Genomic DNA, 24,216 nt, shown 5'->3' on the forward strand with positions numbered 1-24,216 from the left:
GCCTTCGTTCTCGCATGGTCACTCTGGAGACGAAAACATCAGGCCTCCGCAATGAGCGCCCACTACAAAAATAGACATAAAACGCAACTGTAGTACTAGGTTCAGGACGGGAAAATCACAGTTGCCGCGATAAAGATTGCCGAGAAGAAGGTGTGGGCGCAGTCCTTGAGTTTTGCGGAGAGGCTCTCGATCTTGTGGCGATGCCGCTTCACGCGTCAATCATCAAGGCGCGGCACTCCGTGCGCTAAAGGGAAAGTCGGCTCGATCCGCGCCATCTGGCGCATCAACAGGAAAAAATCATATATCGCGGTCTCCTAACGGAGACTGTGAATTTCATCACAAACCAAATTGATAGGTCCTGACCCTAGGCTGAAGGTCAATCAACACGCCCTGTCTATGTGCTCTGGCGACGGTGCCTTCTCAATCTGCAATGTCGCATGTCCGATCTCGAAGCGGTTCCTTATCTCGTCCGCAACGCGCTCGATGAACGCGTCGCCGGGATGACCATCCGGCAGTACGAGATGGCAGGTCATGGCAGTCTCGGTCGTGCTCAAAGACCACACGTGCAAATCGTGGACGTCTGCGACGCCCGGTAGTTCATGCAGGAACGCGCGCAACCTCATAAGATCCACGTTTGGCGGAACAGCACCCAACGACATGGAGACCGCCCCCGTGAGCAGGCTCCAGGTGCCGCGGACGATCACAATGCTGATGACCAACGTCATGAGAGGATCGACCCACGCCCAACCGGTCACCAGAATGATCAGGCCGCCGCCGACCACGCCGAGGGAGACGAGAGCGTCGGCCGCCATGTGTAGATAGGCTCCGCGGACGTTCAGGTCTCCTTTTCGTCCGGAAGCAAACAACCAGGCACAGAAGCCGTTCAGCACGATGCCGCAGGCGGCGACGATCATCACGGTACCCCCTGCCGCGGGCTGCGGTTCCGTGAAGCGCCGTATCGCCTCCCACGTCAAACCTCCCGTCACGACGAGCAGGAAGATAGCATTGAACAGAGCGGCTAAGATCGATGTTCCACCAAGTCCGTATGTGAAACGGCTGGTCGGTTTCCTCCTTGCAAGGACGACCGCCGCCCAAGCGACGGCAAGTCCGAGCGCGTCCGACAGGTTATGGCCTGCATCGGCGATCAACGCGACCGAATGTGCGAGCACGCCGTAGGAGACCTCGATGACAACGAAGGCCGCGTTAAGGGCGATGCCGAGCGCGAAGGCCTTGCCGAAGTCTTGCGGCACGTGCGCGTGCCCCACCGGGCCATGATCGTGGCCGTGGTCGGCTGCGTGGGAGGCATGGCCATGATGATCATGGTCGTGGCTATGGGTCATGGCTGCTTCTCTCGGTGACCGAACACCACTAATCCCTCTAGCCGCTAGAGGTGCAAGGAGAATTTTTACGTCCGATCCTACGCCAGATCGCCGAAGGTTCGCTCAAGGCAGGCCCGTCGTCGTTGGCTTCTTGCCGCCATGCGGCCGATCCCAGGATGGGCGATCAAGTGATGGGCGATATAGGGCTGCAACGCGCTCTATAGAGACGCTGCGCTTTCTTTGAAACACGATCGTGGCAATTAGAGACCAATTCCGAACTGTTCTATTTGGCTGGACTTGATGTCCGCCAGGAGCTGCGGTGTATTATCGAAGACTAAAAAAACTGGACGGCGTACTGGAACAAAACTTGGAAGATATCGTTCAAGTCTGTTGGCCTCACTCGGAGTAGTGTCGATGTCACCGCGTGCGCAATGGAAGGGTTATTTACAGTTCGGTCTGGTGACTTGCCCGGTGGCACTTTATACCGCGACGTCGACGTCCGAGCGGGTATCTTTTCACACCATCAACCGTGCGACGGGCAATCGCGTCCGGCGTGAGTTTATCGACAGCAGCACCGGCAAACCAGTCGGACGCGAGGATCAGGTCAAAGGTTACGAAGTCGGCAAGGATGACTATGTGATCTTTGAGCCAGACGAAATCGCCGCCGTTGTCCCCGGAAGCGACAAGACCCTTCATCTCCAGGCGTTCGTCGCATATGCCGATATCGACGATGTTTATTTCGACAAGCCTTATTATCTGGCGCCGAGCGATCGCGGCAGCGAAGAGGCGTTTGCACTGATCCGGGCCGGCATGCAGAAAAAGAAGGCTGCAGCGATTACGCGCACGGTGCTTTTCCGTCGCCTGCGGACCTTGTTGATCCGCCCCTACGACAAGGGCCTGATCGCGACGACGCTGAATTATAATTATGAGGTCCGCTCGGCGGACAAAGCTTTCGAGGATGTGCCCGATATCAAGATCAAGGGCGAGATGCTCGATTTGGCGAAGCATATCATCGCCACGAAAAGCGGGACGTTCGACGCGCAAGCCTTTGACGATCGCTATGAGGCCGCACTCACCGAGCTGATCAAGGCGAAGCTCGAAGGCCGCAAAATTACCATCCGCAAGGAGCGCAAGCCGGAAAAAGTCGTCGATCTCATGGAGGCACTTCGCCAAAGCGCCGGCGTTACCGGCGAAAAGAAGCGTGCGGCCAAACGCCCCGCTTCCAATGCCTCGCGTCAGCGAAAGGCCGGTTGATCCATGGCGCTTGAGACCTATCGCGAAAAGCGCGATTTTTTAAAGACATCCGAACCCAGGGGAGGACGTAAGCGCAAGGCGGCGGCGCACAATAGTTTCGTCATCCAGAAACACGCAGCCCGCCGTCTGCACTATGATTTTCGCCTGGAGCTTGACGGGGTCCTGAAGAGTTGGGCCGTTGCAAGGGGACCGAGCCTGGTTCCGACAGACAAGCGCCTGGCAGTCCAGGTCGAGGACCATCCACTCGAATATGGCGATTTTGAAGGCACTATTCCGAAAGGTGAATATGGCGGCGGCTCGGTCATCGTCTGGGATCGTGGCACTTGGGAGCCGGATGGCGATCCGCACAAAGGCTTGGAAAAGGGCCACATCGAGCTCGAACTGCACGGAGAGAAACTTCACGGCCACTGGCATTTGGTCCGCATGGCAAGGCGCCCCCGGGAGAAGAATGACAATTGGCTGCTCATTAAAGGCGACGATGAGGCTGCACGCCCCGAGGGGGCGGATGATATTCTTGAGGAGCGGCCGGAATCGGTCAAGACCGGCCGGCTGATCGAGGAGCTCGAAGGAGAACCGCCCGGATGGTCTTCGAAGACGGGTCGTATCAAGCAACCCAAGCAGACCGCAGCGAAAATCGCGATTAATCCTGCTTCCGCGAAGAAGGCCACGTCGTCACACTTGCCCGATTTCGTCGAGCCTGCATTGGCGACGCTGATAAAGAAGCCGCCAAGCGGCAAGCAATGGCTTCATGAAATCAAGTTCGACGGCTACCGCCTGCAAGCCCGCATTGAAGTCGGCCGCGTCAGATTGCTGACGCGCAGCGGCCTCGACTGGTCGGACAAATTCGGGAAGGGACTTCTTACAGCGTTCGCCACTCTTCCGCTAAAGACGGCGCTTATGGATGGCGAACTGGTGGTCGAGACCAGTTCGGGCGTATCGGATTTTGCAGCCCTCCAGGCCGATCTTCGCGATGGCAGGGCCGATCGTTTCGTCTTCTACGCCTTCGATCTCCTCTATCTCGACGGCTATGATCTGCGCGCTGTTCCTCTGGTGGAAAGAAAGAAGATACTGGAGAAGATCGTACCGTCGGGGACCGGCAAGATCCGCTTCAGCAGCGACTTTGATGCCGATGGCGACCTGGTGCTGGAGCATGCCTGCCTTCTCGGCCTGGAAGGCATCGTGTCGAAGCAAGCCGACGGACCCTATCGCTCCGGCCGTGGCAAAGGCTGGCAGAAATCGAAGTGTTCTTTCCGGCAGGAATTCGTGATTGCAGGTTATGTACCGTCTTCGACGGCGCGCAAGGCGATCGGCTCCCTCTCGCTTGGCATTTTCGATAAGGGCAGATTGCAATATGTCGGCCGCGTCGGTACGGGATATACCAACAAGGTCGCGGAGGATCTCTATTCTCAACTCGAAAGCATCCGGACGGATAAAAGCCCCTTCGATCAACGCCTCAGTTCGGACGAGGCGCGCGGCGTCCGTTTCGTTCGTCCGGAAGTGGTAGCCGAAATCGAGTTCCGCGCCTGGACGGGGGATGGTTTGCTGCGACACGCCGCATTTCGCGGTCTACGCGAGGACAAGCGGGCGGCTGAAGTCATTCGAGAGACCTCTATTACCGCGGCTCGGGAAGCCGAACTGCCGAAGCGGACGGTCATTCTCACGCATCCCGACCGCCTCTACTGGCCGGACGAGGGCGTTACCAAAGAAGGCCTCGCCGACTATTACACCGATATCTGGACATATATGGCGCCGTTCGTCGTAAAGCGGCCATTGGCTCTGCTGCGTTGCCCCGACGGTATCAGCGGCCAGCACTTTTTCCAAAAACACGCGTGGAAAGGTCTGAACGAAAATATTGTCCTCATCCATGATCCGAAGGACAAGGGCGACACCACCCCACTGGTCAGCATCGACGATCTCGATGGCCTGCTCGGCCTCGTGCAGGCCGGATCGCTGGAACTCCACCCCTGGGGCAGCACGATTGCCGACTGGGAGCATCCCGATATGATCATCATGGATCTCGACCCTGGGCCGGGCGTCCCTTGGGAGCGGGTGATCGAAGCGGCGGCAGAAACGCGCGATCGCATGAAGCAGGCTGGCCTGGAAGCCTTCGTCAAGACGTCAGGCGGCAAGGGCCTGCACGTCGTGTCGCCATTGAAGCCGTCGGCCGAATGGCCGGCCGTCAAAGCTTTCACAAGGTCGATCGCCGACCAGATGGCTGTCGACAGCCCGGCCCGCTACGTCTCCACGATCACCAAGTCGAAGCGGCAGGGCAAAATCCTGATCGACTACCTGCGCAATCAACGCGGCGCAACGGCAGTGGCAGCCTATTCGACGCGAGCGCGTCCTGGGGCTGCGGTTTCGATGCCGCTTGCCTGGGAGGAGCTCAGTCTCGCGATCGGCCCGGCCTATTTCACCGTCAACAATACACCCAACCGGCTCGCGGCGCTTCGCTCCGACCCTTGGGAGGATTTTCGAGTAGCCGCAGCGCCTTTGGAAAAAGCAAAATCCAAAAAGAGTAGAGCGCGCTAGAGCCGAGCTTTGATGTAGTCGCGAAACGCCTTTGCGCGCGCGGTCATCTGCCGTCCAGGCGCGCTGATTGCGTGGAGGGTAAGACCCGACCAACTCCAATCGGGCAGGACTCGAACGAGCCTTCCGGTCGAAAGCGAATTGACAACGACAATTTCGGGAAGAGGCGCAATTCCAGCTCCCGCCTCTGCAAGTTTCAATACGCATGCGAAGTCACTTGCTCGCACGTCGGCGCGCAGAGAGACCTTCTCTTCTCGGGTGCCGTTGGAAAGCGAGAGGTGTGTCACGCCCGGTCGCTCCCGCGGCAGGACCAGCGCATGTCGCTCGAGATCTGCCGGAACCTCGATCGGACCGCTTCCTTGCAGATAGGATGGCGCCGCGAACATGCAGACTTTCATTTCCGCGATAGGAAATGCTTGAAACTGCATATCGGGCATTTGCACCAAGCCCACTCTGAGCGCGAGATCGATGCGATGTGCGACAGGATCCAGTGTCGCGTCCGTTGCGATAACCTCAATGGCGATCTGCGGATAATCCTGCCGAAACGAGGTGATAATCTCCGGCAATACCTCGATCGCAATATCAATGGGCGCGGTTATTCGGATCGTCCCACGCGCGATCGACCGGGACCTCCGGACACTCGCTCCGGCGTCATCGAGCAGCGCCAAAGCAGGCATGGCCTTATCGTAGAATTCCAGTCCTTCCGCGGTACAAGAGACGGAGCGGGGAGAGCGTGAAAGCAACCGGACGCCGACCGCCTTCTCAAGCCGCGAAATCCGTCGGCTGATGCTGCCTTTGGTCTCGTTCAGTTGCCGAGCTGCCGCCGACAGTGTTGCAAAGTCGACGACGGCACAAAAGGCTCGCACGTCATCGATCGAGCCGGAGAAGGTTTCCATATCAGCAACCATATGTTCCAAAATGCAGATCTCACGCGAATTGGTAAACCATGATTTTCTGTTTGCAATATCTCTTCGGAAGGAATTGGTCATGTCTGAATATGCTTTGCCGAGAAAATGGTCGCCGAAGACGGTGGCCGTGATCGGCCTGCGCGTCATTGTCGCGGCCCTCTTTGCTGCCGCAGCGTTCGCAAAAATCGCTGGCCTGCCGCAAATGGTTCAGGAGTTCGACACTATCGGTCTCGGCCAGTGGTTTCGCTACTTCACAGCAGTTGTTGAATTGACGGGTGCGGGCCTTACCATCTGGCCAAGCCGGTCGGCCTATGGCGCTATTCTGCTTGCGGGCGTTTGCGTCGGGGCTTTCTTCGCGCAACTCCTCGCGTTGCACGCCGATGTCATCCATACGATCATTTTAGGTGCAGTCGTGGGCGGTCTTGCTTTTCTACAGCGAAGCCAGCTCGTTCAAGCGCGCTGAAAGTCAGGTTCGAGTGAGCACATGAACAAGCGCAGTTCGATCAAATCCTCGTCCTCTACAACGGCGCCGGCGCTATTTGCTTTAGCAATCGCTGCGATTCTGGGGTGGGCTTCGGCGATCGCGCCGGCCTTCGCAACGCAATCAAAGCCCGGGGAACATAAGGTCGTGTTTCAAGTGGACAGCAATGACGTCACGGTTATGAAACATGCCATCAGCGGCTCCATCAACGCAGCCCAATATTATAGATCCAAGCACGAAGGCATTTCGATCGAGATCGTTGCCAACGCTACCGGAATCGAGATGTTGCGAAACGACACGTCGCCATTGAAGGATGCGATAGCGGCTCTGCGCACGATAGTTCCAGGCATCACCCTCAGCATGTGCGGTTCTTCCAAGGCAATTGCCGAGCAGAAAGAAGGCTATCCGCTGCCACTAATCGAAGGGGTCAGGGTCGTGCCCTTCGGTGTCGGCCGGTTGATCGATCTCGAAGAACATGGCTGGGTCTATATTCATGCCTAGCCATCGATCGCGTGCTATATACAGCAGGCGGACAGTACTGCACGGAATGATCGGTGGCGCCGCGCTCTCCTTCCTGTCGCGGTCGGGTCTTGCGAAAGCGACGGATGACCCTCCTGTCTTTGAAAACGTGCGGCATCAGTTCACCCTGCTGGAGCCTGCAAAAAACCTGCAGCCGACAAAGCTTGCGGATATTCGTGGAAACCAGCTCGATTTTTGCCCGGAGCCGGGGCGGGTAACGCTCATTAATCTCTGGGCTACTTGGTGCGTCGCGTGCCGTACCGACCTGCCGGCGCTTGACAATTTTTCGCGACAAATGGGCGCCCAAGCCACCGTCGTTGCCGTTTGCGTCGATCTCACGGACGGTGCCCGGGTCGCCGAATTTGTACAAGACCTGGGGATCAGACATCTTCGTGTCCTGATCGATCCGAGTGCGTCGCTCACGCAACCGCAAGCATCGGTTGAAGCGCCGCTACCGCTATATGGCATGCCGATCACCTATCTTCTAACCCCGAAAGGCCGGATCGCCGGCTTCATTGAAGGGCCCTCCGACTGGCTTTCTCCTGAAGGTCAAGCCCTCATAAATTACTATGCTTCGTTTTGAGCCGCTATGCAGCGAGATCGCAATGTGTCGCCGGGCAGGGTGGATGGCCATTGCTGGTCTGTTTTCGCAATTCCGGACAGATAACTGCTTTACGCTTTGCTTGGAATTGCGCTAGCGCTTGGTTTTCGAGGCAGCGGCAACGCTCTTTTTCAATGCGTCCATGATGTTGATGACATTGCTCGGTGGCGTTTCGGCCTCTGGCTTGGGTTTGGCCGCCCGTTTCCGCCCCTTCTTTTTTGCGGCGATCAGCTCGTGCAGCTTGTCCTCAACCGGATCGCTTGCCATCGAAGGCGTCCAGGGTTTCGTCTGTTCGTCGATCAACTGCAGGACAAGCGACATCAAGGACGGATCGGCTTTATTGGCGTTGATCGTTTCGAAATAGGCCGCCTTATCGCGAACCTCATCACCGTAGCGCAATGTCCACAACACGATGCCTTTGTCGCGAGGCTCGAGCATGACGGCCCGCTCGCGGCGATACATCACCAATCGGGAGATACCGACCGTCTTGGTCGCCGCCATGGCGTCACGAATGACGCAGAAAGCCTCCTCGCCGACAGGATCGTCCGGGGTCAGATAATGCGGCTGGTCGAGCCAGATCCATTCGATGGAGTCGCGCGGCGCAAAGATGTCGATATCGATCGTGCGGGTGCTTTCGAGCGCGACGGACTCCAGTTCGTCGTCTTCGATGAGCACATACTCGCCCTCGCCACGCTCATAGCCTTTGACCTCATCGTCCTCCTTCACCACCTTGCCGGTGACGGAGTCGACATATTGGCTGACGACGCGGTTCCGGGTCTCGCGATTGAGGGTGTGGAAACGGATCTTTTCATTTTCCGATACAGCCGGTGCCATCGCGACCGGGCAGGTCACGAGCGAAAGCTTGAGATAGCCTTTCCAGAAAGAACGCTGAGCCATGCCCCGATCTCCCAATTTCACATCGGAACGGCAGGCTCGACGCTTTGTTCCATGTGACGACCCCTCGCCAGTCGCCGCGCGCCTTTGGGGGGCGATTGCAACCACGACAATTTCGAATTCGACATCGTCCAGCAGGGGCCATTTTTTTGGCTTGCGATCCACTTCTAGGTGAACAGGGACCCTGGCCCTTCAAGTCGTCTATTCAGCCGCCGTCGCCAGGCACCCATCGATGATCCCGCGGATTTCGGCGCGACAGGAGCCGCAATTGGTCCCCGCGTTCAGCGCTTTACCGATGGCCTCGACGCTGTGGCATCCATTGCGAACCGCACCGACGATCTGGTTGACGCCGACGCCGAAACACGAGCAGACCGTTGCTCCCGGATCCGGTGTGTCGGCGCCCGGTCGCCCGGCGACAAGGGCAAAGCGTTTGCGCATATTGCCGTGAGATGCAGACAATTGCGCGATCGCCCAATTGCGAGCGACGGCCACCGGCTGGCGGGCGAGAAACAGCGCCGCTATCAGCCTGTCGCCGTCGAAAAAGGCCAAACGCAGATCGCCGGAGGTTTGATCGGCATAACCGAGCGGTTCGACTTCTAAAGGAATGTCGAACGTGGCGCGGCACCAGTCCGCCCACTCTTGCGTGCTATCGTCGAAAGCGAGCTCCACTCGCCATCCGCCATCGGCTTTGGCGAGCGCCCAGTAGGCAGCTTCCAGATGCTGCGGCTTTGCCATGGAAACGGCAAAGCCATAGTGTGATGCCTTGAAAGGACGTGCGGCGACAGCAACATTTTTCGATGCCGGCTGGCCGGAGACGGGATCGGTCAGCGGCGCAACGACGGTGTCGATGCGCGCCTTTGCGGCGAAGCTGTCGTTCCAATGCATCGGCACGAACAAGCTGTCACGCGCCTGTCGTTCCGTCACCAGCGCCCGGACGATCACCTTGCCATGCGAGCTTTCGATCTCGATGAGGCTGGCGTCGCTCACGCCGATTTTGTTCGCGTCGCGGGGATGGATTTCGGCAAAGGGCTCGGCAATATGCGCCGATAGCCTCGCACTTTTGCCGGTGCGGGTCATCGTATGCCATTGGTCACGGATACGGCCGGTATTGAGCGTGAAAGGGAATTGGGTCGTCGTGCGGTCCGAAACCGGCATCTTGACGGCCACGAAACGCGCCTTGCCGTCGGCGTGAAAGAACCGGCCATCGCCAAAGAAGCGCGTTGTCTGTGGTGCGGATCCCGCAGGCTGCGGCCATTGGGACGGCGAAAGCGCATCATAGTCATCAGCCGCGATTTGCGCATAAGCGCCAATATCGAAATCCCGGCTGCCATTATTTTCAAAGCTGGAAAGGCTGGCGTGCTCGGCGAAGATAGCAGCTGTCGAGGGGAATGAGAAAGCCTCGGCAAATCCCATGCGTCGGCCCACCTCGGCCATCTGCCACCAGTCCGGCTTCGCCTCGAAAGGGGAGGGGAGAAATCCGCGTTGGCGGGAAATCCGGCGTTCGGAATTAGTGACGGTGCCGTCTTTCTCGCCCCAACCGAGGGAAGGCAGCAAGACATCCGCGTGTCGCGCAGTATCCGTCTGCCGCAAGACATCGGACACGACGACGAAGGGACAGGCCTTGATGGCAGCTTCGACGGCGTCGGCATCCGGCATCGAAACCACAGGATTGGTCGCCATGATCCATAATGCCTTGACGCGGCCATCGGCAACGGCGCGAAACATGTCGACGGCCTTCAATCCCGGCCGTTCCGCGATCTTGGGCGAGTTCCAGAAGCGCTGCACGCGATCTCGATCGTCTGCATTTTCGATTGCCATGTGGGCGGCAAGCATATTGGCGAGCCCACCGACTTCGCGTCCGCCCATTGCGTTCGGTTGGCCGGTCAGGGAGAAGGGCCCCATGCCCGGACGGCCGATGCGCCCCGTGGCGAGATGGCAATTTATGATGGCATTGACCTTGTCGGTGCCGGACGATGATTGGTTGACGCCCTGGCTGTAGCAGGTCACCACTTTTTCCGTCGTCTCGAACAAGCGGAAGAATTCCCGCAATTGCATCGCCGGCAGACCTGTCTTGTCGAGCAGATCGCCAAAACTCAGCGTCGAGGCTTCGGCGAAGGCTTGCGAGAAACCCTCAGTATGAAGCGCGATGAAATTCTGGTCGATAGCGGAGCTCTGGGCCAGGCGGGCAAGCAGACCCGTGAATAGAGCGACATCACCATCCGGACGGATCGCCAGATGCAGGTCGGCGATATCGCAGGTCATCGTTCGGCGCGGATCGATGACGACGACCTTCATTGCCGGGCGTTCGGCTTTTGCGGCGGCAAGGCGTTGGTAGAGCACCGGATGGCACCAGGCGAGATTGGAGCCGGTCAGGATCACCAGATCGGCCAGTTCGATATCTTCGTAGGTGCCGGGCACAGTATCCGAACCGAAGGCACGACGGTGGCCCGCGACTGAAGACGACATGCACAGGCGCGAATTGGTGTCGATATTGGCCGAGCCGATAAAGCCCTTCATCAGCTTGTTGGCGACGTAATAGTCTTCAGTCAGAAGCTGACCGGAGACATAGAAGGCGACTGACCCCGCCCCATGCGCGGCGATAGTTTCGGAAAAGCGTTTTGCCACCAGATCGAGAGCGTCGTCCCAGTTCGCCCGTTGACCGTCGACTTCCGGATAGCAAAGGCGGCCGTCTAGATCGATCGTCTCCGAAAGCGCCGAACCTTTGGAACAGAGGCGCCCGTAATTGGAGGGATGATCGGGATCGCCTTTGACGGAAACCTTGCCGTGATCATCGACGCGGGCGATGACGCCGCAGCCGACGCCGCAATAGGGACAGGTCGTTTTCGTCTCAGCAGGCATTGAGGTGTTCTCCAAGCGCCGAAGATATGGCTGGGCGAAAGACCATCTATTCTGCCGCCATCATGAGACTATCGAGCCTGATCGACAGTACGCCATCCTCATTACGCACCGGGATGGTGCGAACTGAACCTTCATCCGCCCCAAGCGCCTTGCCGGTTTCAAGCGAGATGACCCAATTGTGCAGCGGGCAGGTGACGGCTGCGCCATGCACGATCCCTTGCGAAAGCGGCCCGCCCTTGTGCGGGCAATGATCCTCGATGGCGAAGACTTCGTTTTCCGCGGTACGGAAGACCGCGATCTTGCCTTGCGGGGTCTTCACGCAGCGCGCGCCGCGCAGCGGGATATCTGAAATGTCGCCGATCTCAATCCAGTTCATATTCATCTCCTCACTCGGCCGCCTGCGGGTAACCGATCGTCGCCATCGGCTTGAACTCATGCTTGTCCTTGCCGGAGACGCGCTCCGACCAAGGATCGACCTGGGCGAATTTCTGGCTGAAGACGAAACGGTCGTAGTAGGCCTTGCGCTTTTCAGCATCGCCCATGATCTGGCGGCGGATTTCGTCGAGACCGATGCGTTTGGCCCATTTGTAAATGCGCTCGAGATAACGAGCCTGTTCGCGGTACATCTGGGTGAGTGCCACGATATGCTCCAGAGCTTCGTTCTCGGTCTTGACGAGGCCGAGCACTTCCGTGCCCTTGATGTCGAGACCGGCCGCGCCGGCAAAATGGATCTCGAAGCCTGAATCAACGCAGATGACGCCGATGTCCTTGCAGGTCGCCTCGGCACAATTGCGCGGACACCCGGAAACCGCCATCTTGAGCTTTGCCGGCGTCCACGAACCCCACATGAATTTCTCGATGCGGATGCCGAGGCCGGTCGAATCCTGCGTGCCGAAGCGACACCAGTCGGAACCGACGCAGGTCTTCACGGTGCGCAACCCCTTGGCATAGGCCTGGCCGGAGATGAAGCCCGCCTTGCCGAGATCGGCCCAGACGGCGGGCAGGTCCTCCTTTTGCACGCCAAGCAGGTCGATGCGCTGACCACCGGTCACCTTCACCATCGGGATCTCGAACTTGTCGACGACATCGGCGATGGCGCGCAGCTCGTTGGAACTGGTTACGCCGCCCCACATGCGCGGCACGACGGAATAGGTGCCGTCTTTCTGGATGTTGGCGTGAACACGCTCGTTGATGAAGCGCGACTGGTAATCGTCGGCATATTCATCCGGCCAGTCGCAAACGAGGTAGTAATTCAGTGCCGGCCGGCATTTCGCGCAGCCGCAGGAGGTCTTCCACTCCAGCTCCTGCATGACGGCGGGGATCGTCTTCAGCCCCTTGGCCTTGATGAGCCGGCGCACATCGTCGTGGCCGAGCTCGGTGCAGGCGCACATCGGCTGCACTGCTTTGGAATTGTAGCTGTCGCCAAGCGTGATCGACATCAGTTGTTCGACCAAGCCGGTGCAGGAGCCGCATGAAGCGGATGCCTTGGTGTGGGCGCGCACGTCGTCCACGGATGTCAGTCCCTTGGCGGTAATTGTCGATGTGATTTTGCCCTTACAAACGCCGTTGCAGCCGCAGATTTCCGCATCATCCGGCAAGGCTGCAACGGCCGCCATAGGGTCCAGCGGTGACCCTCCCTGGTAGGCCTGGCCGAAGATCAGCGTCTCGCGCATCTCCGAAATATCGGTCGCCTTCTTTTTCAGGTCGTTGAACCATGCGCCGTCGGCCGTCTCGCCGTATAACACGGTGCCGATGATGCGGTTGTCTTTGAGGATCACTCGTTTGTAGACGCCGGCTGCGGCATCGCGCAGCACGATTTCCTCGCGATCGTCGCCGTCTGCAAAGTCGCCGAGAGAAAAAAGGTCGATGCCGGTAACCTTGAGCTTGGTCGGCGTGTCGGAATGCACGAAGCCGGCTGTGTTGTCGCCGGCAAGCCGCGCGGCGGCAACGCGGGCCATTTCATAGAGCGGCGCCACCAGGCCGTAGACTTGCCCGTCGACCTCGGCGCATTCGCCGAGCGCGTAGATATCGCCGTCGGACGTGCCCATCCCGGCATCGACGACGATGCCTCTGTTGACGGCGAGGCCAGCGTCCTTGGCAAGACCAGCGCTCGGGCGAATACCGACTGCCATGACGACCAGCGTCGCCGGCACGATGGTGCCGTCGGTCAGTTCCACACCTTCGACCTTGCCGTTGCCGATGATTGCCTTGGTGTTGGCCTTGGTGATCACCTTGATGCCGCGTTCCTCGACCGCTTTTTGCAGCAGGTAGCCGGCGGCCGGATCGAGCTGGCGTTCCATCAGCGTCGGCATGACATGCAGCACGGTGACATCCATGCCGCGCGAACTTAGACCCGCGGCAGCTTCGAGGCCGAGCAGGCCGCCGCCAATAACGACCGCCTTGGCGCGGGATTGGGCGGCAAGCAGCATGGCGTTGACGTCGTCCAGATCGCGATAGGTCAAGACGCCCGGCAGATTGTTTCCGGGAACGGGAATGATGAAGGGCACGGAGCCGGTGGCGATCACCAGCTTGTCGTAGCTCTCGGTGACACCATGATCCGACGTGACGGTCTTGGCGGTGCGATCGATGGCGACGATCTTGTGTCCCTTGTAGAGGGTGATGTTGTTCTTAATGTACCAACCATCCCCATGAATGATGATCTGCTCATAGTCCTTCTCGCCGGAAAGAACTGGCGACAGCATGATGCGGTCGTAATTGACGCGCGGTTCAGCGTTGAAGATCGTCACTTCATAACGATCGGGCGCCTTTTCCAAGAGATGTTCCAGCATGCGTCCGGGCGCCATGCCGTTGCCGATGATGACAAGTTTCTGGGTCATAGGGGAATTCCGATCCGAATTACTGGGCAGCAAAAACGCTGGTGTTTGCGGCCGCGGCGCTGTTGCGCTGCAACTGCCGAATGGAAAGATGCATCCATATCATCGAGACCGCGACGATCGCGAAGAGCAGCATGAAGCAGCTCGACCATAGGCCGGTCATATCCTTGAGAAGGCCGAAGGCGATCGGCAGGATAAATCCACCAAGGCCGCCCATCATGCCGACAATGCCGCCGACAGCGCCGACAGCGCCGGGATAATAGGCGGGAATGTGTTTGTAGACGGCCGCCTTGCCGAGGCTCATGAAGAAGCCAAGGATGAAGATGACGACGATGAAGATGGCCGGCGTGATGCCGAAGGCCGGGCCTGCTGCGGTGGCGGCTGGCAGCGAAAGGATCAAGGTGGCGAGCGCCGATACCGCTAGCATGGTGTACATGACGCTTCGTGCGCCCTTCTTGTCGGAAAGCATGCCACCGAAGGCGCGAAAGATGCTGCCGGGGATGGAATAGGCTGCGGCGACCATGCCGGCAGTCTCGAGGTTGAAGCCGTAGACGCCGACCAGATAACGGGGCAGCCACAGGGACAGGGCGACGAAGCCGCCGAACGCGAAGAAGTAATAGAGCGAGAAGCGCCAGACCTGCACGTTCTTCAACGGTGCGAATTCCTGCAGGAGGCTCTTGGATGCGCCGCCGCCATTGCGACGAGCGCGGAAGGCCGGATCATCCGTCGTGGTGAACCAGAAGACGACTGCCATGGCCGCAAGCACCAGCGCCCAGATCTCCGCGACAGCCTGCCAGCCCCAGGCAATGAGGACGAAAGGGGCCGCGAACTTGGTCACAGCAGCACCGACATTGCCAGCGCCGAAGATGCCTAGCGCCGTTCCCTGCTTTTCGGGCGGGAAGAAGGGTGAGACGTAGGCGACACCGACCGCAAAGGAGCCACCGGCAAGGCCGACGCCGAGGCCGGCGAGGAGCATCTGCGCATAGGTGTGGGCATAGGACAACAAAAAGGTCGCCAAGGCGGCGGCAAGCATGGTGAGCGTGTAGACGAGCCGGCCGCCATAGCGCGTGGTCCAGATGCCAAGGACGATACGGACGATCGAACCGGTCAGGACCGGGGTGCCGACCAGTAAGCCGAACTCGGCTTCGTTCAGGCCAAGTTCCTGTTTGATGCGAATGCCGATGATCGCGAAGATCGTCCAGACGGCAAAACAGATCGTGAAAGCGAGTGTCGATATCCACAGCGCGCGTTGCGGTGCGTCGAAGGACGATGTCTGCGATTGGTCAAAAGCGGGCATAGCTTCTCCGTGCGCGACAACGTCGCGCCTTCCCTCGGTTCGAATTAAAACAAAAAAGCTGCTGGTCAGGGTTCGCGCACGCTGAAAGCGTGTTCGTCAATCCTGGTCAGCAGCTTTGCTTGAGACGCCCCACGTTGGACGCCAATAGGTGAGCCTTTTCGGCCTCGCAACTGAGGATGCAAGCGGCGTGCCAAATATGGGAAGCCCGGAAAGTCTTGTAATATCAATGGAAAAAAATTCGAGGCTTTATTGGCCCGATGACGGGATGGTCAAATCTTGGGCGGCCTTTGCTGCGGTGCACATTAATCGAGCAGGGTGCTCAGCCGCCTTTGGCCGCCCTCTGTGCGTCGATATAGGCGTCGATCTTGTTCGGATCGAACAGGCCGCCATCGAAGAAGCCATCGGGGCCGAGCGTCAGGCTGGCGCCGGTGGAGCCGACCGGCGTTTCCACGCGAAGAGCGCCTTCGACCTTGGCGCTGGCGCCGGGCAGGGGTACGCCAAGCGGCTGCAACGCGGTCCGGTAAATGTCCGGCCTATAAGTGTTGCGCGCAATCGTCTCGTTGCCATCGTCGTGAACGACCTGCCCCCAGCGCACCATTTGCGTATAGAACCACAGCGCATGGCTTTTCCAGGGGAAGGTTGCCGCCTTCGCACGGGGAACGAAGAAGTCCTTGACGCTCGTGACCTGGCCGCCGCCGACTTTAAGATCGCCGGATAGGGCCGGCAGCAGCCAATCGATGGGGCGGCCAATATAGGCGGGCTTTGCGAGGGTCGAGGCCAAATCTTCCCGGTTCAGCGGCTCGGAGCACCAGACAGCCGAGCGGTACAGAGCACGCAGGAGGGCGGCCATCGCTTCCGGGTGATCGTCAGCCCAGCCGGCATTGGCGCCGAGCACTTTTTCCGGGCTAGATTTCCAGATCGCCGCTTTAACCGTTGCGATATGGCCTTTGCCGCTGACGACGCCACCCGTATTCCAGGGTTCACCGACGCAATATCCGTCGATCTGGCCGGCACCGAGCGCATCTGGCATTTCCGGCGGCGGCAGGATGATGATTTCGATGTCGCGATCGGGATCTATGCCGCAAGCGGCGAGCCAGTAGCGCAGCTCATAATTGTGCCCGGAATGCGGATGGACGACGGCGAAACGCAGTGGGTGCTCTCGGCGGCTGAGGACCACCTCATGAAGGGCTTTGCCGTTGCGGCCGGCATCGAGGTCGGTTGTCGCGCCGGCGGCGGCCATTTGCTCCCAAAGCGCGTTTGAGACCGTCACCGCATTGCCTCCGAGACCGAGCGCCATCGGCACGATCATCCTCGGAGCCAGCGGCGTCAGCCCGAGATTGCAGGCAATTGGCATCGGGGCGAGCATATGCGCCACATTAAAGCGGCTGACCGCAAGCCGGTCGCGAATATTGGCCCAGGAGACCTCCCGCACCAGCCTGAGGTCGATCGCCTCGGCCTCGGCGAAACCCTGTTCCTTAGCGATGACGAGCAGGGCGCTATCGAGAAGGGGAAGGAACCCGGCAACGATCTCGTGTGGCTGCGTCATGCGTTTTCTCCTGGATCAAGCAGGCCGATCGCGGTTACCAGGCTTTGGGCGATGTCGATAATCTTACGGTTCTGGTTCATGGCCGTCTTGCGCATTAGCGCATAGGCCTCTTCTTCCGAAATGCCGCGCGATTTCATCAGCAGGCCTTTGGCGCGGTCGATCACCTTGCGGTTTTCGAGTTCGCCCCGGGTCTCTTCCAGTTCGCGATTGAGGCGCGCGAATGCGTTGAAACGGCTGATGGCCATCTTCAGGATCGGCCGCACCCGCTCTTGCTTGAGCCCGTCGACGATATAGGCTGAAACGCCGGCATCGACGGCCGCTTCGATCGAGGCTTCGTCCGACCTGTCGACGAACATGGCGATCGGCCGCTTCACGGCGCGGGAGAGCTGAAACATGTTTTCGAGCATGTCTCGATTGGGATTTTCCAGATCGATGACGATCACATCCGGATTGATCTCGCTGATCTTGCGGGCGATACCGTTGATGTCATGAACGATTGTGACGTTCCCATATCCGGCCTCGTGCAATCCGGCTTCGATGATCGACGCGCGAATGCGGTTCTCGTCTATGACCAACACGGCAATGGTATGAGATTTCATTGTCGCATATCGCCTCTGGCCCAAGCTCACAGGCTGAAGCAATGCTTGCCGCCATAGCCGCCCTGAGTTTCCTTACGATCGGTTTGCCGCAATCGCAACGGCAAAGGGCGCTCATCGGGTCCGCTGCCGGAAAATTTGTAAGCCAATGTATAAAGAGGCCGGCGGTACACATTGGCGCACAAATTGCTCGCCCCGTGCAGCTGGACAAGCAAAGAATGGCGATAGATAGTTTGTATCATAATAAATATCGCGCAAACTATCTCATGAAAGGATATCTCCGTGATCAAGCAGATTCTGTTCCGGGCGGCTATGGCTCTTGCGGCAACGACGGTGGGTTCATGGTCCATTGCTTCGGCTGCCGAAGTGAAGAACGTCGTCATCGTCCACGGCGCGTTTGCCGATGGTTCGGGCTGGCGCACCGTGTCCGACCTTCTGACCAAGGACGGCTACAAGGTTACGATCGTTCAGGAGCCGCTGACCTCGCTGGCTGACGATGTCGCGGCGACCAAGCGCGTCCTCGAGCTGCAAAATGGTCCAACTGTCCTTGTCGGCCATAGCTATGGCGGCATGGTCGTCAGCGATGCCGGCAACGCCGCCAACGTCTCCGCGCTCGTCTATGTTGCGGCTTTTCAGCCCGACAAGGGCGAAAGCCTGTTAACGCTTGCTCAGAGCAATCCCGTCGAGAACATGAGGAAGGGCAGCATCAAGGCAACGCCGGACGGCTTCCTCTATTTGGACCCGGACGCGGTGCATGAGGCCTTTGCCGCTGACCTGCCAAGGGCTGAGGCGGAATTTATCGCCAAGTCGCAGGTCTTTGCCTCGCAGAAGGCATTTGGCGCCGAAGCGGGTGAGCCCGCTTGGAAAAACAAGCCGAGCTTTGCGCTTGTTGCAACGCAAGATCGGTCGATCAATCCGGACCTTGAACGCAGCATGGCAAAGCGTGCCGGAAGCAAGACCTATGAGGTCAAGTCGAGCCACGCCGTGTTTTTATCAAAGCCGCACGACGTCACCAAGCTCATCGAAGAAGCCGCAAAGACTGTCTCGAAGTAACAAAGCCAGTCGCATGCCGGCTCGCAAAGCGTAGCCGGCATGCGATGGCCTCAATTTACCACGCGTTGCTGAGCTTCAACGTTATCGTCCGCGCCTCGCCGTAGCCGCAGACATTTTGTCCGGCGCAACCGGCGACATAGTCCTTGTCGAAGAAGTTGGCGACGTTGAGCGAAGCGCCCCAGCCCATTTTCTCGTAGCGGATGCCGGCAATCGCTCGCCGCCTGTGGCTTTTAGGCAATCTGGCTTCGTTTCCAGTTTGCCGGGGTGAGGCCGACGTTTTTGCGGAAGACGCGGGTGAAATGCGCCTGATCGGCAAAGCCGGTCTCGGCGGCGATATTGGTGAGCGCTATCGCAGCGAAACCTCCAATGCAATGCGACAGTCTTTCGAAGGCACGTCGCAATCGCCGTCCAAAAACATCCCAATATTGAGCCTCAGGGTAGACCGCCTTTACCTAGTTTTCGCAATGGGTCGTCGATACTTCTGCCGGTGGCGCGTGAATCCCACGCCCGCCGGCGCCAAAACGGCACACCATCGACGTTGATAGGACCTTACATGAAACAAAAGCTTTTCATCGCCGCGGTTTTTGCCGCTGCTTTCCCGTTTCTCGCCCATAGCGAGACCCTACAGTTCCCGAGCGATGAACCGATCGCCGAAGTGTCAATTCCGCATAGCTGGGGACCTAAGGAGACGGAAACCGGCGTCGATGCAACCTCGCCGGACTCGGCGATTTATTTTTCTATCGACATCGCCAGTGAAAAAACAATTGATAAGACACTCGACGACGTCATCGACTTCCTTATGAAAAACGGCGTCGTAATCGACGATAAGTCCAAGCATGAATTTCCGGATTCGGTGCTGAACGGCATGAAGATGGCGCATCTCGAATGGGATGGCAAAGACAAGGACGGCCCGGTCGACGTCGAACTCGGCCTGCTCCAGCCGTCCGAGCACAAGCTCCTGGTCGTCACCTATTGGGGGTCGAAGGAAACGCAGGACAAGCATGACGAAGCGGTGCAGAACATTATGCATTCGCTCAAACCGATCAACGATTGAGCCTTCAAAAGTGGGGAATAGCAGAGGCAGCCACTTATAAGTTGCCTTTGCTTTTTTACGGTCACCTGATCAAGGTGTGGATGGCCTGGTCGGCGTCGCGAAGATAACAAATGGCATGCAGCATAGCCAACATGAAAGCGATTCAGGTCGCTGTCAGAAGGCGGCTATAAATTACAGACGATAACCTGGTAGATCGGTGAGATGGCGCACTGGATCGTCGACAGTTATGAGATGAAAACGATTATCCTCGGACCGGATATGCGGAGCATCTTTGTCGTCGATGGCGCTTTGCTGGAAGAGAACGCGGTATTCCCGAACTGGGCGAATGAACAGGTTATCATCGCACAGGTGATGGTAGCCTATGTTGAAGGAAAGGCGTACCGTCTCGATATGGTCCAGGGTTACTTCGAGGATCTGAACGAGAGCGGCCGACTGCGGCACAATTCGCAACTCAATCTGTTCCACACCATCGCCAAACAGTTTTTCTCAACGATGCCTGGGAGAGCGCCGCGATCGATGGCGCTCGGCGATGCGCTGGGACAGACGATGTGGCACTGCAGCCAGAGGGAGAATGCAAGGATTTACGAGCGGCTGCAATCCTATTTCCTCGACGGCCAAAACGATCCTTTTATCCAGCAACTTCATCCTGATGGGGCCGTAAACCCGACGTTCATTGACGGGGGCCAACGTCTTTTCGGGCATAATCTGGTTTCTAATCTGGTATGCGCGCGCTCTGCATCGGCGACAAAGCTAGTCTAGCAGTGCAGGCGGAATTGAATTTTCAGGGAGGCGTCTGAGAATTTGGAGACGGCACACCGACCCGGATAGCCCGAGAGAAATCCGATGATAGGCCTGCATCCTGGGCTCGATGATCGATATGAGCGAGTGCGCGCAACTGCGAAAGTGGCACGGTCGTGTCGAGCGCACCACGATCATAAGCGTAGTCGGGAATGTAGCCATTGACGATAAGCCGCCAGTCGAATGGTATGGCAGCGCCGACGGCACGCATCATCTTCGCAACGGTGGTCGTGCAATTCGTCGTGATCGAATTGTAAAATTCCGGCGTTTCGGCAAGAGCATTCGCGTCATCGACATATTCGAGCAGTAGTTGCCGCGCGGCATCTGGCGACACCTTCAGGCGATAGAGCTGTACGTCTTCGCCACGGACATTCGATCGCACCCCGACCACATCACGTTCGTCTGCAGCAATGATCACTAGAGGGTTGCTCTTGAAGAGATCCGCGACTGGGGAAAATTCGCCGCCTTCGCGACGCCGCACCTCGATTGACCAGGCAAGCTGGTCGCCGCCGTCGAAACCAAAGCTCAGGATCATGTGAGCCATCTCAGGCCCCGCCCAATAGGACATGAAAAGATCGAGGGTCTCTATCTTGGTGAGGTCATAGGTTCTGGTCGTCCAGCGTTCGGTGAAATCAGTGTTGCTGCGCCAGTCGAAATCGCGAACGTTGATGAGCGTCAGCATGTCGCCATTGCGCGTGCCTGTTACCTGTCTGGCGACGTCAGGTGCCCAATTGGCGTGCAGGCGCGGCTTGATTGTGCTCCACCAGCCCACGGTGATGGCGAAAGCCAGAACGAAAGCCAGCACTGCTGCCTGTATATGCCAGCGGCCGAACAATGCCGCGATCGTGGCAAGACCCAGGAGAATGAACAGGCCCGCAGTCAGCGCCCGGATGAATTCGTCAGTCGGCAGACGATACCAAATGGCCAGCGAAGCCCAGACGGACAACAGCGCTATAAAGAGCGCAAATGGAAGGGCAAGAGCGACCCATGTGATGCGACGCAATTTCCGGCCCCTCTTTAGTTCGCCGGTCAATCGACACCGAACGGCGTATGATCACCTATGACTATCCGTTGGTACCGCTCGTTCCGGCACCGCGCCCGCGCAGCCTCGATAGGCGTGTGGCACCTTCATGTCTTACGTTGCAGAGCGACCGACATCTTCCATTTTCGTCTGAGCGGCTCTGCGGATTCGAAGTCGCCCTATAAATCTTAGAGGGCTTGACTCCTGCCCGCAAGCTCATCAATGGCCTGACAATAGGCCTGACAACAGGATCGTGCGACGGCCCGTTTTTGGCTGCGTAAGTGCTGAAATTCGAACAGCTTTCGACAGAAGATGCACGGACTTGCTTATCTGTACTATCTTAGTGTTGTTCCAGCTCAACCTTACATGACGGAAAAATCCGTGTTGAACTAACCGGCCCATCAGTGGCTTGAAATTTTGCTCTTCTTCCGCCACCTCTTCGGCGCGACTTTCAAAACTTCCAGGAGACCAGAAGCATGACGACGACCACCGCAGAATATCCCGCTGAGAGCCACGTCTTTGAGGCCGACGTCGCCCGCCTTCTGCACATGATGGTTCACTCGGTTTATTCGGATAAGGATGTTTTCCTACGGGAACTGATTTCGAACGCGGCCGATGCCTGCGAAAAGCTGCGCTATGAGGCAATTGCCACGCCTGCATTGCTAGCAAGCGATGCCGACAGCCGTATCGTATTGACGCTCGATGAGGAGGGCGGCAGGCTGCTGGTGGAGGATAACGGCATCGGCATGAGCCGCGACGAGATGATCGAAGCGCTCGGAACGATCGCTCGCTCCGGCACGCGGGCCTTTATGGAACGCATCGAGGCAAGCAAGCAGGGCGAGGGCGCGCAACTCATCGGCCAGTTCGGCGTCGGCTTCTATTCCTGCTTCATGGTCGCCGATCGCGTCGATGTCGTATCGCGCCGTGCGGGCGCCGATAGTGCCTGGCTCTGGTCTTCCGACGGCAAGGGTGGCTACAGCGTCAGCCCTATCGATGTCAGCGAGGCGCCGGTACGTGGCACGCGCATTACCCTGCATCTCATGGACGATGCGAAGAGCTACACCTCTCGCTGGAGCATCGAGCGCATCGTCAAGGAGCAATCCGGCCATGTGCCGGTGCCGATCAAGATTGCCGAGAAGCCTGGCGCCGAAGCCACGCAGTTGACCGACGGCACCGCGCTCTGGACCAAGTCGAAGAACGACATCACCAGCGAAGAATATACCGATTTCTATCGCGGTGTGTCCGGCCAGTATGACGAGCCGGCTCTGACAGTGCATTTTCGTGCCGAAGGCCGCCACGAATATTCCGCACTCGCCTTCATCCCTGGTTCCCAGCCGTTCGACCTCTTCGACCCGGATCGCAAGGGCCGCATGAAGCTCTATGTGAAGCGGGTCTTCATCACCGACGAGGCGGAATTGCTGCCCCGTTATCTTCGCTTCGTGCGCGGGCTTGTCGATACCGCCGACCTGCCATTGAATGTCTCTCGCGAGATGATCCAGGAAAGCGCAATCCTGACGGCGATCCGCAAAGGTGTCACCAACCGCATTATCACGGCGATCGAGAAACAGGCGGAGAGCGATAAGGACGCCTTCCTGAAAATCTGGGAGAATTTCGGCAGCCTCATCAAGGAGGGCATCTACGAGGATTTCGAGCGCCGCTCGCAGCTTCTTTCCCTCTCGCGCTTCCGCACGACCGCGTCTGCAGACGACTACCGTTCGCTTGCCGATTACGTCAAGGACGCAAAGGAAGGCCAGCAGTCGATCTACTATCTGGTCGGGGGCAGCCTTGATCAGCTGAAAGCTTCGCCGCAACTCGAAGGTTTCCGCGCCCGCGGCATCGAAGTTCTGCTGCTGACCGATTCGGTCGACAGCTTCTGGGTCACCAATGCCCCGGAATTCGAGGGCAAGAGCTTGAAGTCGATCACCCAGGGCTCCGCGGATCTCGCCCAGTTCAAAAAGCAGGATCAAGACAAGCCGGAAAGCGAAAGCGCTTCCGCTGAAGTGCAGGCCTTCCTCGACTATGCCAAAGAGAAGCTTGCCGACGAGGTATCCGATGTGCGCGCGTCCGATCGTCTGATCGAAAGCGCCGTCTGCCTCGTTGCTTCCGACCAGGGCTATGACCGGCAGCTCGAGAAGATCCTGCAGGGAGCCGGCCGTTTGGAGTCTGGCGCCAAGCCGATCCTCGAAATCAACATGGATCATCCCGTCGTCAAGGCCATCGCCGCGAGAGCGGATGCGCCTTCGTTGCGCGATGACGCGGCATTCCTGCTGCTTGACCAGGCACGGGTTTTGGACGGTGACAAACCAGCTGATCCGCGCGCCTTCGCCGAGCGGCTGGCGCGGCTGATGGAGCGGGCGTTGCAGTAAAGAAAGGCGGTTTGCCCGACCTGATGTTGCGCAGCGGATGGGTCGTCTGCCATCCGCTGCCGCTTGACCCATCAGTCAAAAATGGAAAGCAGCTTGCCGCGGCTGTCTTAAAGTTACTCCAATGCGACTGCCATCTAAGGCAGGAAGCTTGTGTTGGGGGGTGGCTTCCGGTCAGCCGCTCAGCTTCGTAAAAGCCTCGGGCAGGTGATTATCGGCGACAAACCATAGCGCCAGCTTAACTCTCGGGAAACCATATTTGGCGACAAGGAAGCAAGCAGGCTCTGCGCCGC

The 24,216-nt window shown here is 58.6% G+C and carries 20 protein-coding genes and 1 pseudogene; 9 read left to right on the plus strand and 12 right to left on the minus strand.

What is annotated here, in order from left to right:
- Positions 1-380 precede the first annotated feature (380 nt).
- On the minus strand, positions 381-1,340 hold the full coding sequence (locus PY650_RS30135; protein WP_285883480.1) for a cation diffusion facilitator family transporter: 960 nt from the start codon (positions 1,338-1,340) through the stop codon (positions 381-383).
- A 387-nt stretch (positions 1,341-1,727) separates the two neighbouring features.
- Between PY650_RS30135 and ku (PY650_RS30140) the strand changes: the two genes are divergently transcribed.
- Together ku (PY650_RS30140) and ligD are read left to right on the plus strand one after the other, a co-directional pair.
- Positions 1,728-2,573, plus strand: a complete 846-nt coding sequence (gene ku, locus PY650_RS30140) for a non-homologous end joining protein Ku (protein WP_285883482.1) — start codon at positions 1,728-1,730, stop codon at positions 2,571-2,573.
- Positions 2,574-2,576: 3 nt separating this feature from the next.
- Positions 2,577-5,102 carry a DNA ligase D gene (gene ligD, locus PY650_RS30145; RefSeq protein WP_285883483.1) on the plus strand — a complete coding sequence of 842 codons (2,526 nt, stop codon included), beginning with the start codon at positions 2,577-2,579 and terminating at the stop codon, positions 5,100-5,102.
- On the opposite strand, the gene PY650_RS30150 is transcribed toward ligD, so the two are convergent.
- Complete coding sequence (locus PY650_RS30150) at positions 5,099-6,007, minus strand: LysR family transcriptional regulator (RefSeq protein WP_285883515.1); 909 nt, start codon at positions 6,005-6,007, stop codon at positions 5,099-5,101. The genes ligD and PY650_RS30150 overlap by 4 nt on opposite strands.
- Before the next feature lie 79 nt (positions 6,008-6,086).
- On the opposite strand from PY650_RS30150, the gene PY650_RS30155 reads away from it, so the two are divergent.
- The 3 genes from PY650_RS30155 to PY650_RS30165 are packed head-to-tail and all read left to right on the plus strand — an operon-like array spanning position 6,087 to position 7,590.
- Complete coding sequence (locus PY650_RS30155; RefSeq protein WP_285883484.1) at positions 6,087-6,470, plus strand: DoxX family protein; 384 nt, start codon at positions 6,087-6,089, stop codon at positions 6,468-6,470.
- Between the two features lie 21 nt (positions 6,471-6,491).
- On the plus strand, positions 6,492-6,989 hold the full coding sequence (locus PY650_RS30160; RefSeq protein WP_285883485.1) for a DsrE family protein: 498 nt from the start codon (positions 6,492-6,494) through the stop codon (positions 6,987-6,989).
- A 46-nt stretch (positions 6,990-7,035) separates the two neighbouring features.
- Positions 7,036-7,590, plus strand: coding sequence for a TlpA disulfide reductase family protein (locus tag PY650_RS30165; RefSeq protein WP_285883486.1), 555 nt, complete (start codon positions 7,036-7,038; stop codon positions 7,588-7,590).
- 111 nt (positions 7,591-7,701) lie between these two features.
- On the opposite strand, the gene ku (PY650_RS30170) is transcribed toward PY650_RS30165, so the two are convergent.
- The 7 genes from ku (PY650_RS30170) to PY650_RS30200 all read right to left on the minus strand — a co-directional run bounded on the left by ku (PY650_RS30170) (position 7,702) and on the right by PY650_RS30200 (position 17,637).
- Positions 7,702-8,505: a non-homologous end joining protein Ku gene (gene ku / locus PY650_RS30170; RefSeq protein WP_285883487.1), complete on the minus strand. Its 804-nt coding sequence runs from the start codon at positions 8,503-8,505 to the stop codon at positions 7,702-7,704.
- A gap of 198 nt (positions 8,506-8,703) precedes the next feature.
- Positions 8,704-11,361 (minus strand): nitrate reductase, encoded by a 2,658-nt coding sequence (locus tag PY650_RS30175; RefSeq protein ID WP_285883488.1) that lies wholly within the window; start codon positions 11,359-11,361, stop codon positions 8,704-8,706.
- 46 nt (positions 11,362-11,407) lie between these two features.
- The gene (nirD, locus tag PY650_RS30180) at positions 11,408-11,743 is read right to left on the minus strand and encodes a nitrite reductase small subunit NirD (RefSeq protein ID WP_285883489.1); all 336 of its coding nucleotides are present in this window, start codon (positions 11,741-11,743) and stop codon (positions 11,408-11,410) included.
- A gap of 4 nt (positions 11,744-11,747) precedes the next feature.
- The gene (nirB, locus tag PY650_RS30185; protein WP_285883491.1) at positions 11,748-14,198 is read right to left on the minus strand and encodes a nitrite reductase large subunit NirB; all 2,451 of its coding nucleotides are present in this window, start codon (positions 14,196-14,198) and stop codon (positions 11,748-11,750) included.
- 19 nt (positions 14,199-14,217) lie between these two features.
- Complete coding sequence (locus tag PY650_RS30190; protein WP_285883493.1) at positions 14,218-15,492, minus strand: MFS transporter; 1,275 nt, start codon at positions 15,490-15,492, stop codon at positions 14,218-14,220.
- Positions 15,493-15,811: 319 nt separating this feature from the next.
- Positions 15,812-17,038, minus strand: coding sequence for a CmpA/NrtA family ABC transporter substrate-binding protein (locus PY650_RS30195; protein WP_285883494.1), 1,227 nt, complete (start codon positions 17,036-17,038; stop codon positions 15,812-15,814).
- Positions 17,035-17,637 carry an ANTAR domain-containing response regulator gene (locus PY650_RS30200; protein ID WP_285883495.1) on the minus strand — a complete coding sequence of 201 codons (603 nt, stop codon included), beginning with the start codon at positions 17,635-17,637 and terminating at the stop codon, positions 17,035-17,037. The genes PY650_RS30195 and PY650_RS30200 overlap by 4 nt, the downstream gene beginning before the upstream one ends.
- Before the next feature lie 279 nt (positions 17,638-17,916).
- Between PY650_RS30200 and PY650_RS30205 the strand changes: the two genes are divergently transcribed.
- Complete coding sequence (locus PY650_RS30205) at positions 17,917-18,687, plus strand: alpha/beta fold hydrolase (protein ID WP_285883496.1); 771 nt, start codon at positions 17,917-17,919, stop codon at positions 18,685-18,687.
- Between the two features lie 55 nt (positions 18,688-18,742).
- Here the strand turns inward: PY650_RS30205 and PY650_RS30210 are convergent, their stop codons facing one another.
- Positions 18,743-18,925, minus strand: coding sequence for a hypothetical protein (locus tag PY650_RS30210; RefSeq protein WP_285883517.1), 183 nt, complete (start codon positions 18,923-18,925; stop codon positions 18,743-18,745).
- Positions 18,918-19,091, minus strand: a pseudogene (locus PY650_RS30215) (helix-turn-helix domain-containing protein); the annotation flags it as partial. The pseudogene PY650_RS30215 and the gene PY650_RS30210, both read right to left, overlap by 8 nt.
- A gap of 149 nt (positions 19,092-19,240) precedes the next feature.
- Here PY650_RS30215 and PY650_RS30220 point away from each other — a divergent pair.
- Positions 19,241-19,741: a histidine kinase gene (locus tag PY650_RS30220; protein WP_285883498.1), complete on the plus strand. Its 501-nt coding sequence runs from the start codon at positions 19,241-19,243 to the stop codon at positions 19,739-19,741.
- Positions 19,742-19,942: 201 nt separating this feature from the next.
- Positions 19,943-20,500 (plus strand): hypothetical protein, encoded by a 558-nt coding sequence (locus tag PY650_RS30225; protein ID WP_285883499.1) that lies wholly within the window; start codon positions 19,943-19,945, stop codon positions 20,498-20,500.
- A gap of 22 nt (positions 20,501-20,522) precedes the next feature.
- Here the strand turns inward: PY650_RS30225 and PY650_RS30230 are convergent, their stop codons facing one another.
- Positions 20,523-21,542: an Lnb N-terminal periplasmic domain-containing protein gene (locus PY650_RS30230; protein ID WP_285883500.1), complete on the minus strand. Its 1,020-nt coding sequence runs from the start codon at positions 21,540-21,542 to the stop codon at positions 20,523-20,525.
- 494 nt (positions 21,543-22,036) lie between these two features.
- Between PY650_RS30230 and htpG the strand changes: the two genes are divergently transcribed.
- A complete protein-coding gene (gene htpG / locus PY650_RS30235; RefSeq protein ID WP_285883501.1) occupies positions 22,037-23,926 on the plus strand; it encodes a molecular chaperone HtpG in 1,890 nt (629 codons plus the stop codon).
- The last annotated feature ends 290 nt before the right edge of the window (positions 23,927-24,216 follow it).

The sequence above is a fragment of the Martinezella calliandrae genome, from assembly GCF_030272695.1.
Lineage (GTDB): Bacteria > Pseudomonadota > Alphaproteobacteria > Rhizobiales > Rhizobiaceae > Rhizobium > Rhizobium calliandrae.

What these genes read in the sequence shown, in the direction of transcription:
- PY650_RS30195 (WP_285883494.1), bottom strand. Translation starts at nt 17,038, where the DNA reads ATGACGCAGCCACACGAGATCGTTGCCGGGTTCCTTCCCCTTCTCGAT.
- PY650_RS30155 (WP_285883484.1), top strand. Translation starts at nt 6,087, where the DNA reads ATGTCTGAATATGCTTTGCCGAGAAAATGGTCGCCGAAGACGGTGGCC.
- ku (WP_285883487.1), bottom strand. Translation starts at nt 8,505, where the DNA reads ATGGCTCAGCGTTCTTTCTGGAAAGGCTATCTCAAGCTTTCGCTCGTG.
- nirD (WP_285883489.1), bottom strand. Translation starts at nt 11,743, where the DNA reads ATGAATATGAACTGGATTGAGATCGGCGACATTTCAGATATCCCGCTG.
- PY650_RS30160 (WP_285883485.1), top strand. Translation starts at nt 6,492, where the DNA reads ATGAACAAGCGCAGTTCGATCAAATCCTCGTCCTCTACAACGGCGCCG.
- PY650_RS30135 (WP_285883480.1), bottom strand. Translation starts at nt 1,340, where the DNA reads ATGACCCATAGCCACGACCATGATCATCATGGCCATGCCTCCCACGCA.
- nirB (WP_285883491.1), bottom strand. Translation starts at nt 14,198, where the DNA reads ATGACCCAGAAACTTGTCATCATCGGCAACGGCATGGCGCCCGGACGC.
- PY650_RS30200 (WP_285883495.1), bottom strand. Translation starts at nt 17,637, where the DNA reads ATGAAATCTCATACCATTGCCGTGTTGGTCATAGACGAGAACCGCATT.
- PY650_RS30190 (WP_285883493.1), bottom strand. Translation starts at nt 15,492, where the DNA reads ATGCCCGCTTTTGACCAATCGCAGACATCGTCCTTCGACGCACCGCAA.
- ligD (WP_285883483.1), top strand. Translation starts at nt 2,577, where the DNA reads ATGGCGCTTGAGACCTATCGCGAAAAGCGCGATTTTTTAAAGACATCC.
- PY650_RS30220 (WP_285883498.1), top strand. Translation starts at nt 19,241, where the DNA reads ATGAAACAAAAGCTTTTCATCGCCGCGGTTTTTGCCGCTGCTTTCCCG.
- PY650_RS30175 (WP_285883488.1), bottom strand. Translation starts at nt 11,361, where the DNA reads ATGCCTGCTGAGACGAAAACGACCTGTCCCTATTGCGGCGTCGGCTGC.
- htpG (WP_285883501.1), top strand. Translation starts at nt 22,037, where the DNA reads ATGACGACGACCACCGCAGAATATCCCGCTGAGAGCCACGTCTTTGAG.
- PY650_RS30225 (WP_285883499.1), top strand. Translation starts at nt 19,943, where the DNA reads ATGGCGCACTGGATCGTCGACAGTTATGAGATGAAAACGATTATCCTC.
- PY650_RS30150 (WP_285883515.1), bottom strand. Translation starts at nt 6,007, where the DNA reads ATGGTTGCTGATATGGAAACCTTCTCCGGCTCGATCGATGACGTGCGA.
- PY650_RS30165 (WP_285883486.1), top strand. Translation starts at nt 7,036, where the DNA reads ATGATCGGTGGCGCCGCGCTCTCCTTCCTGTCGCGGTCGGGTCTTGCG.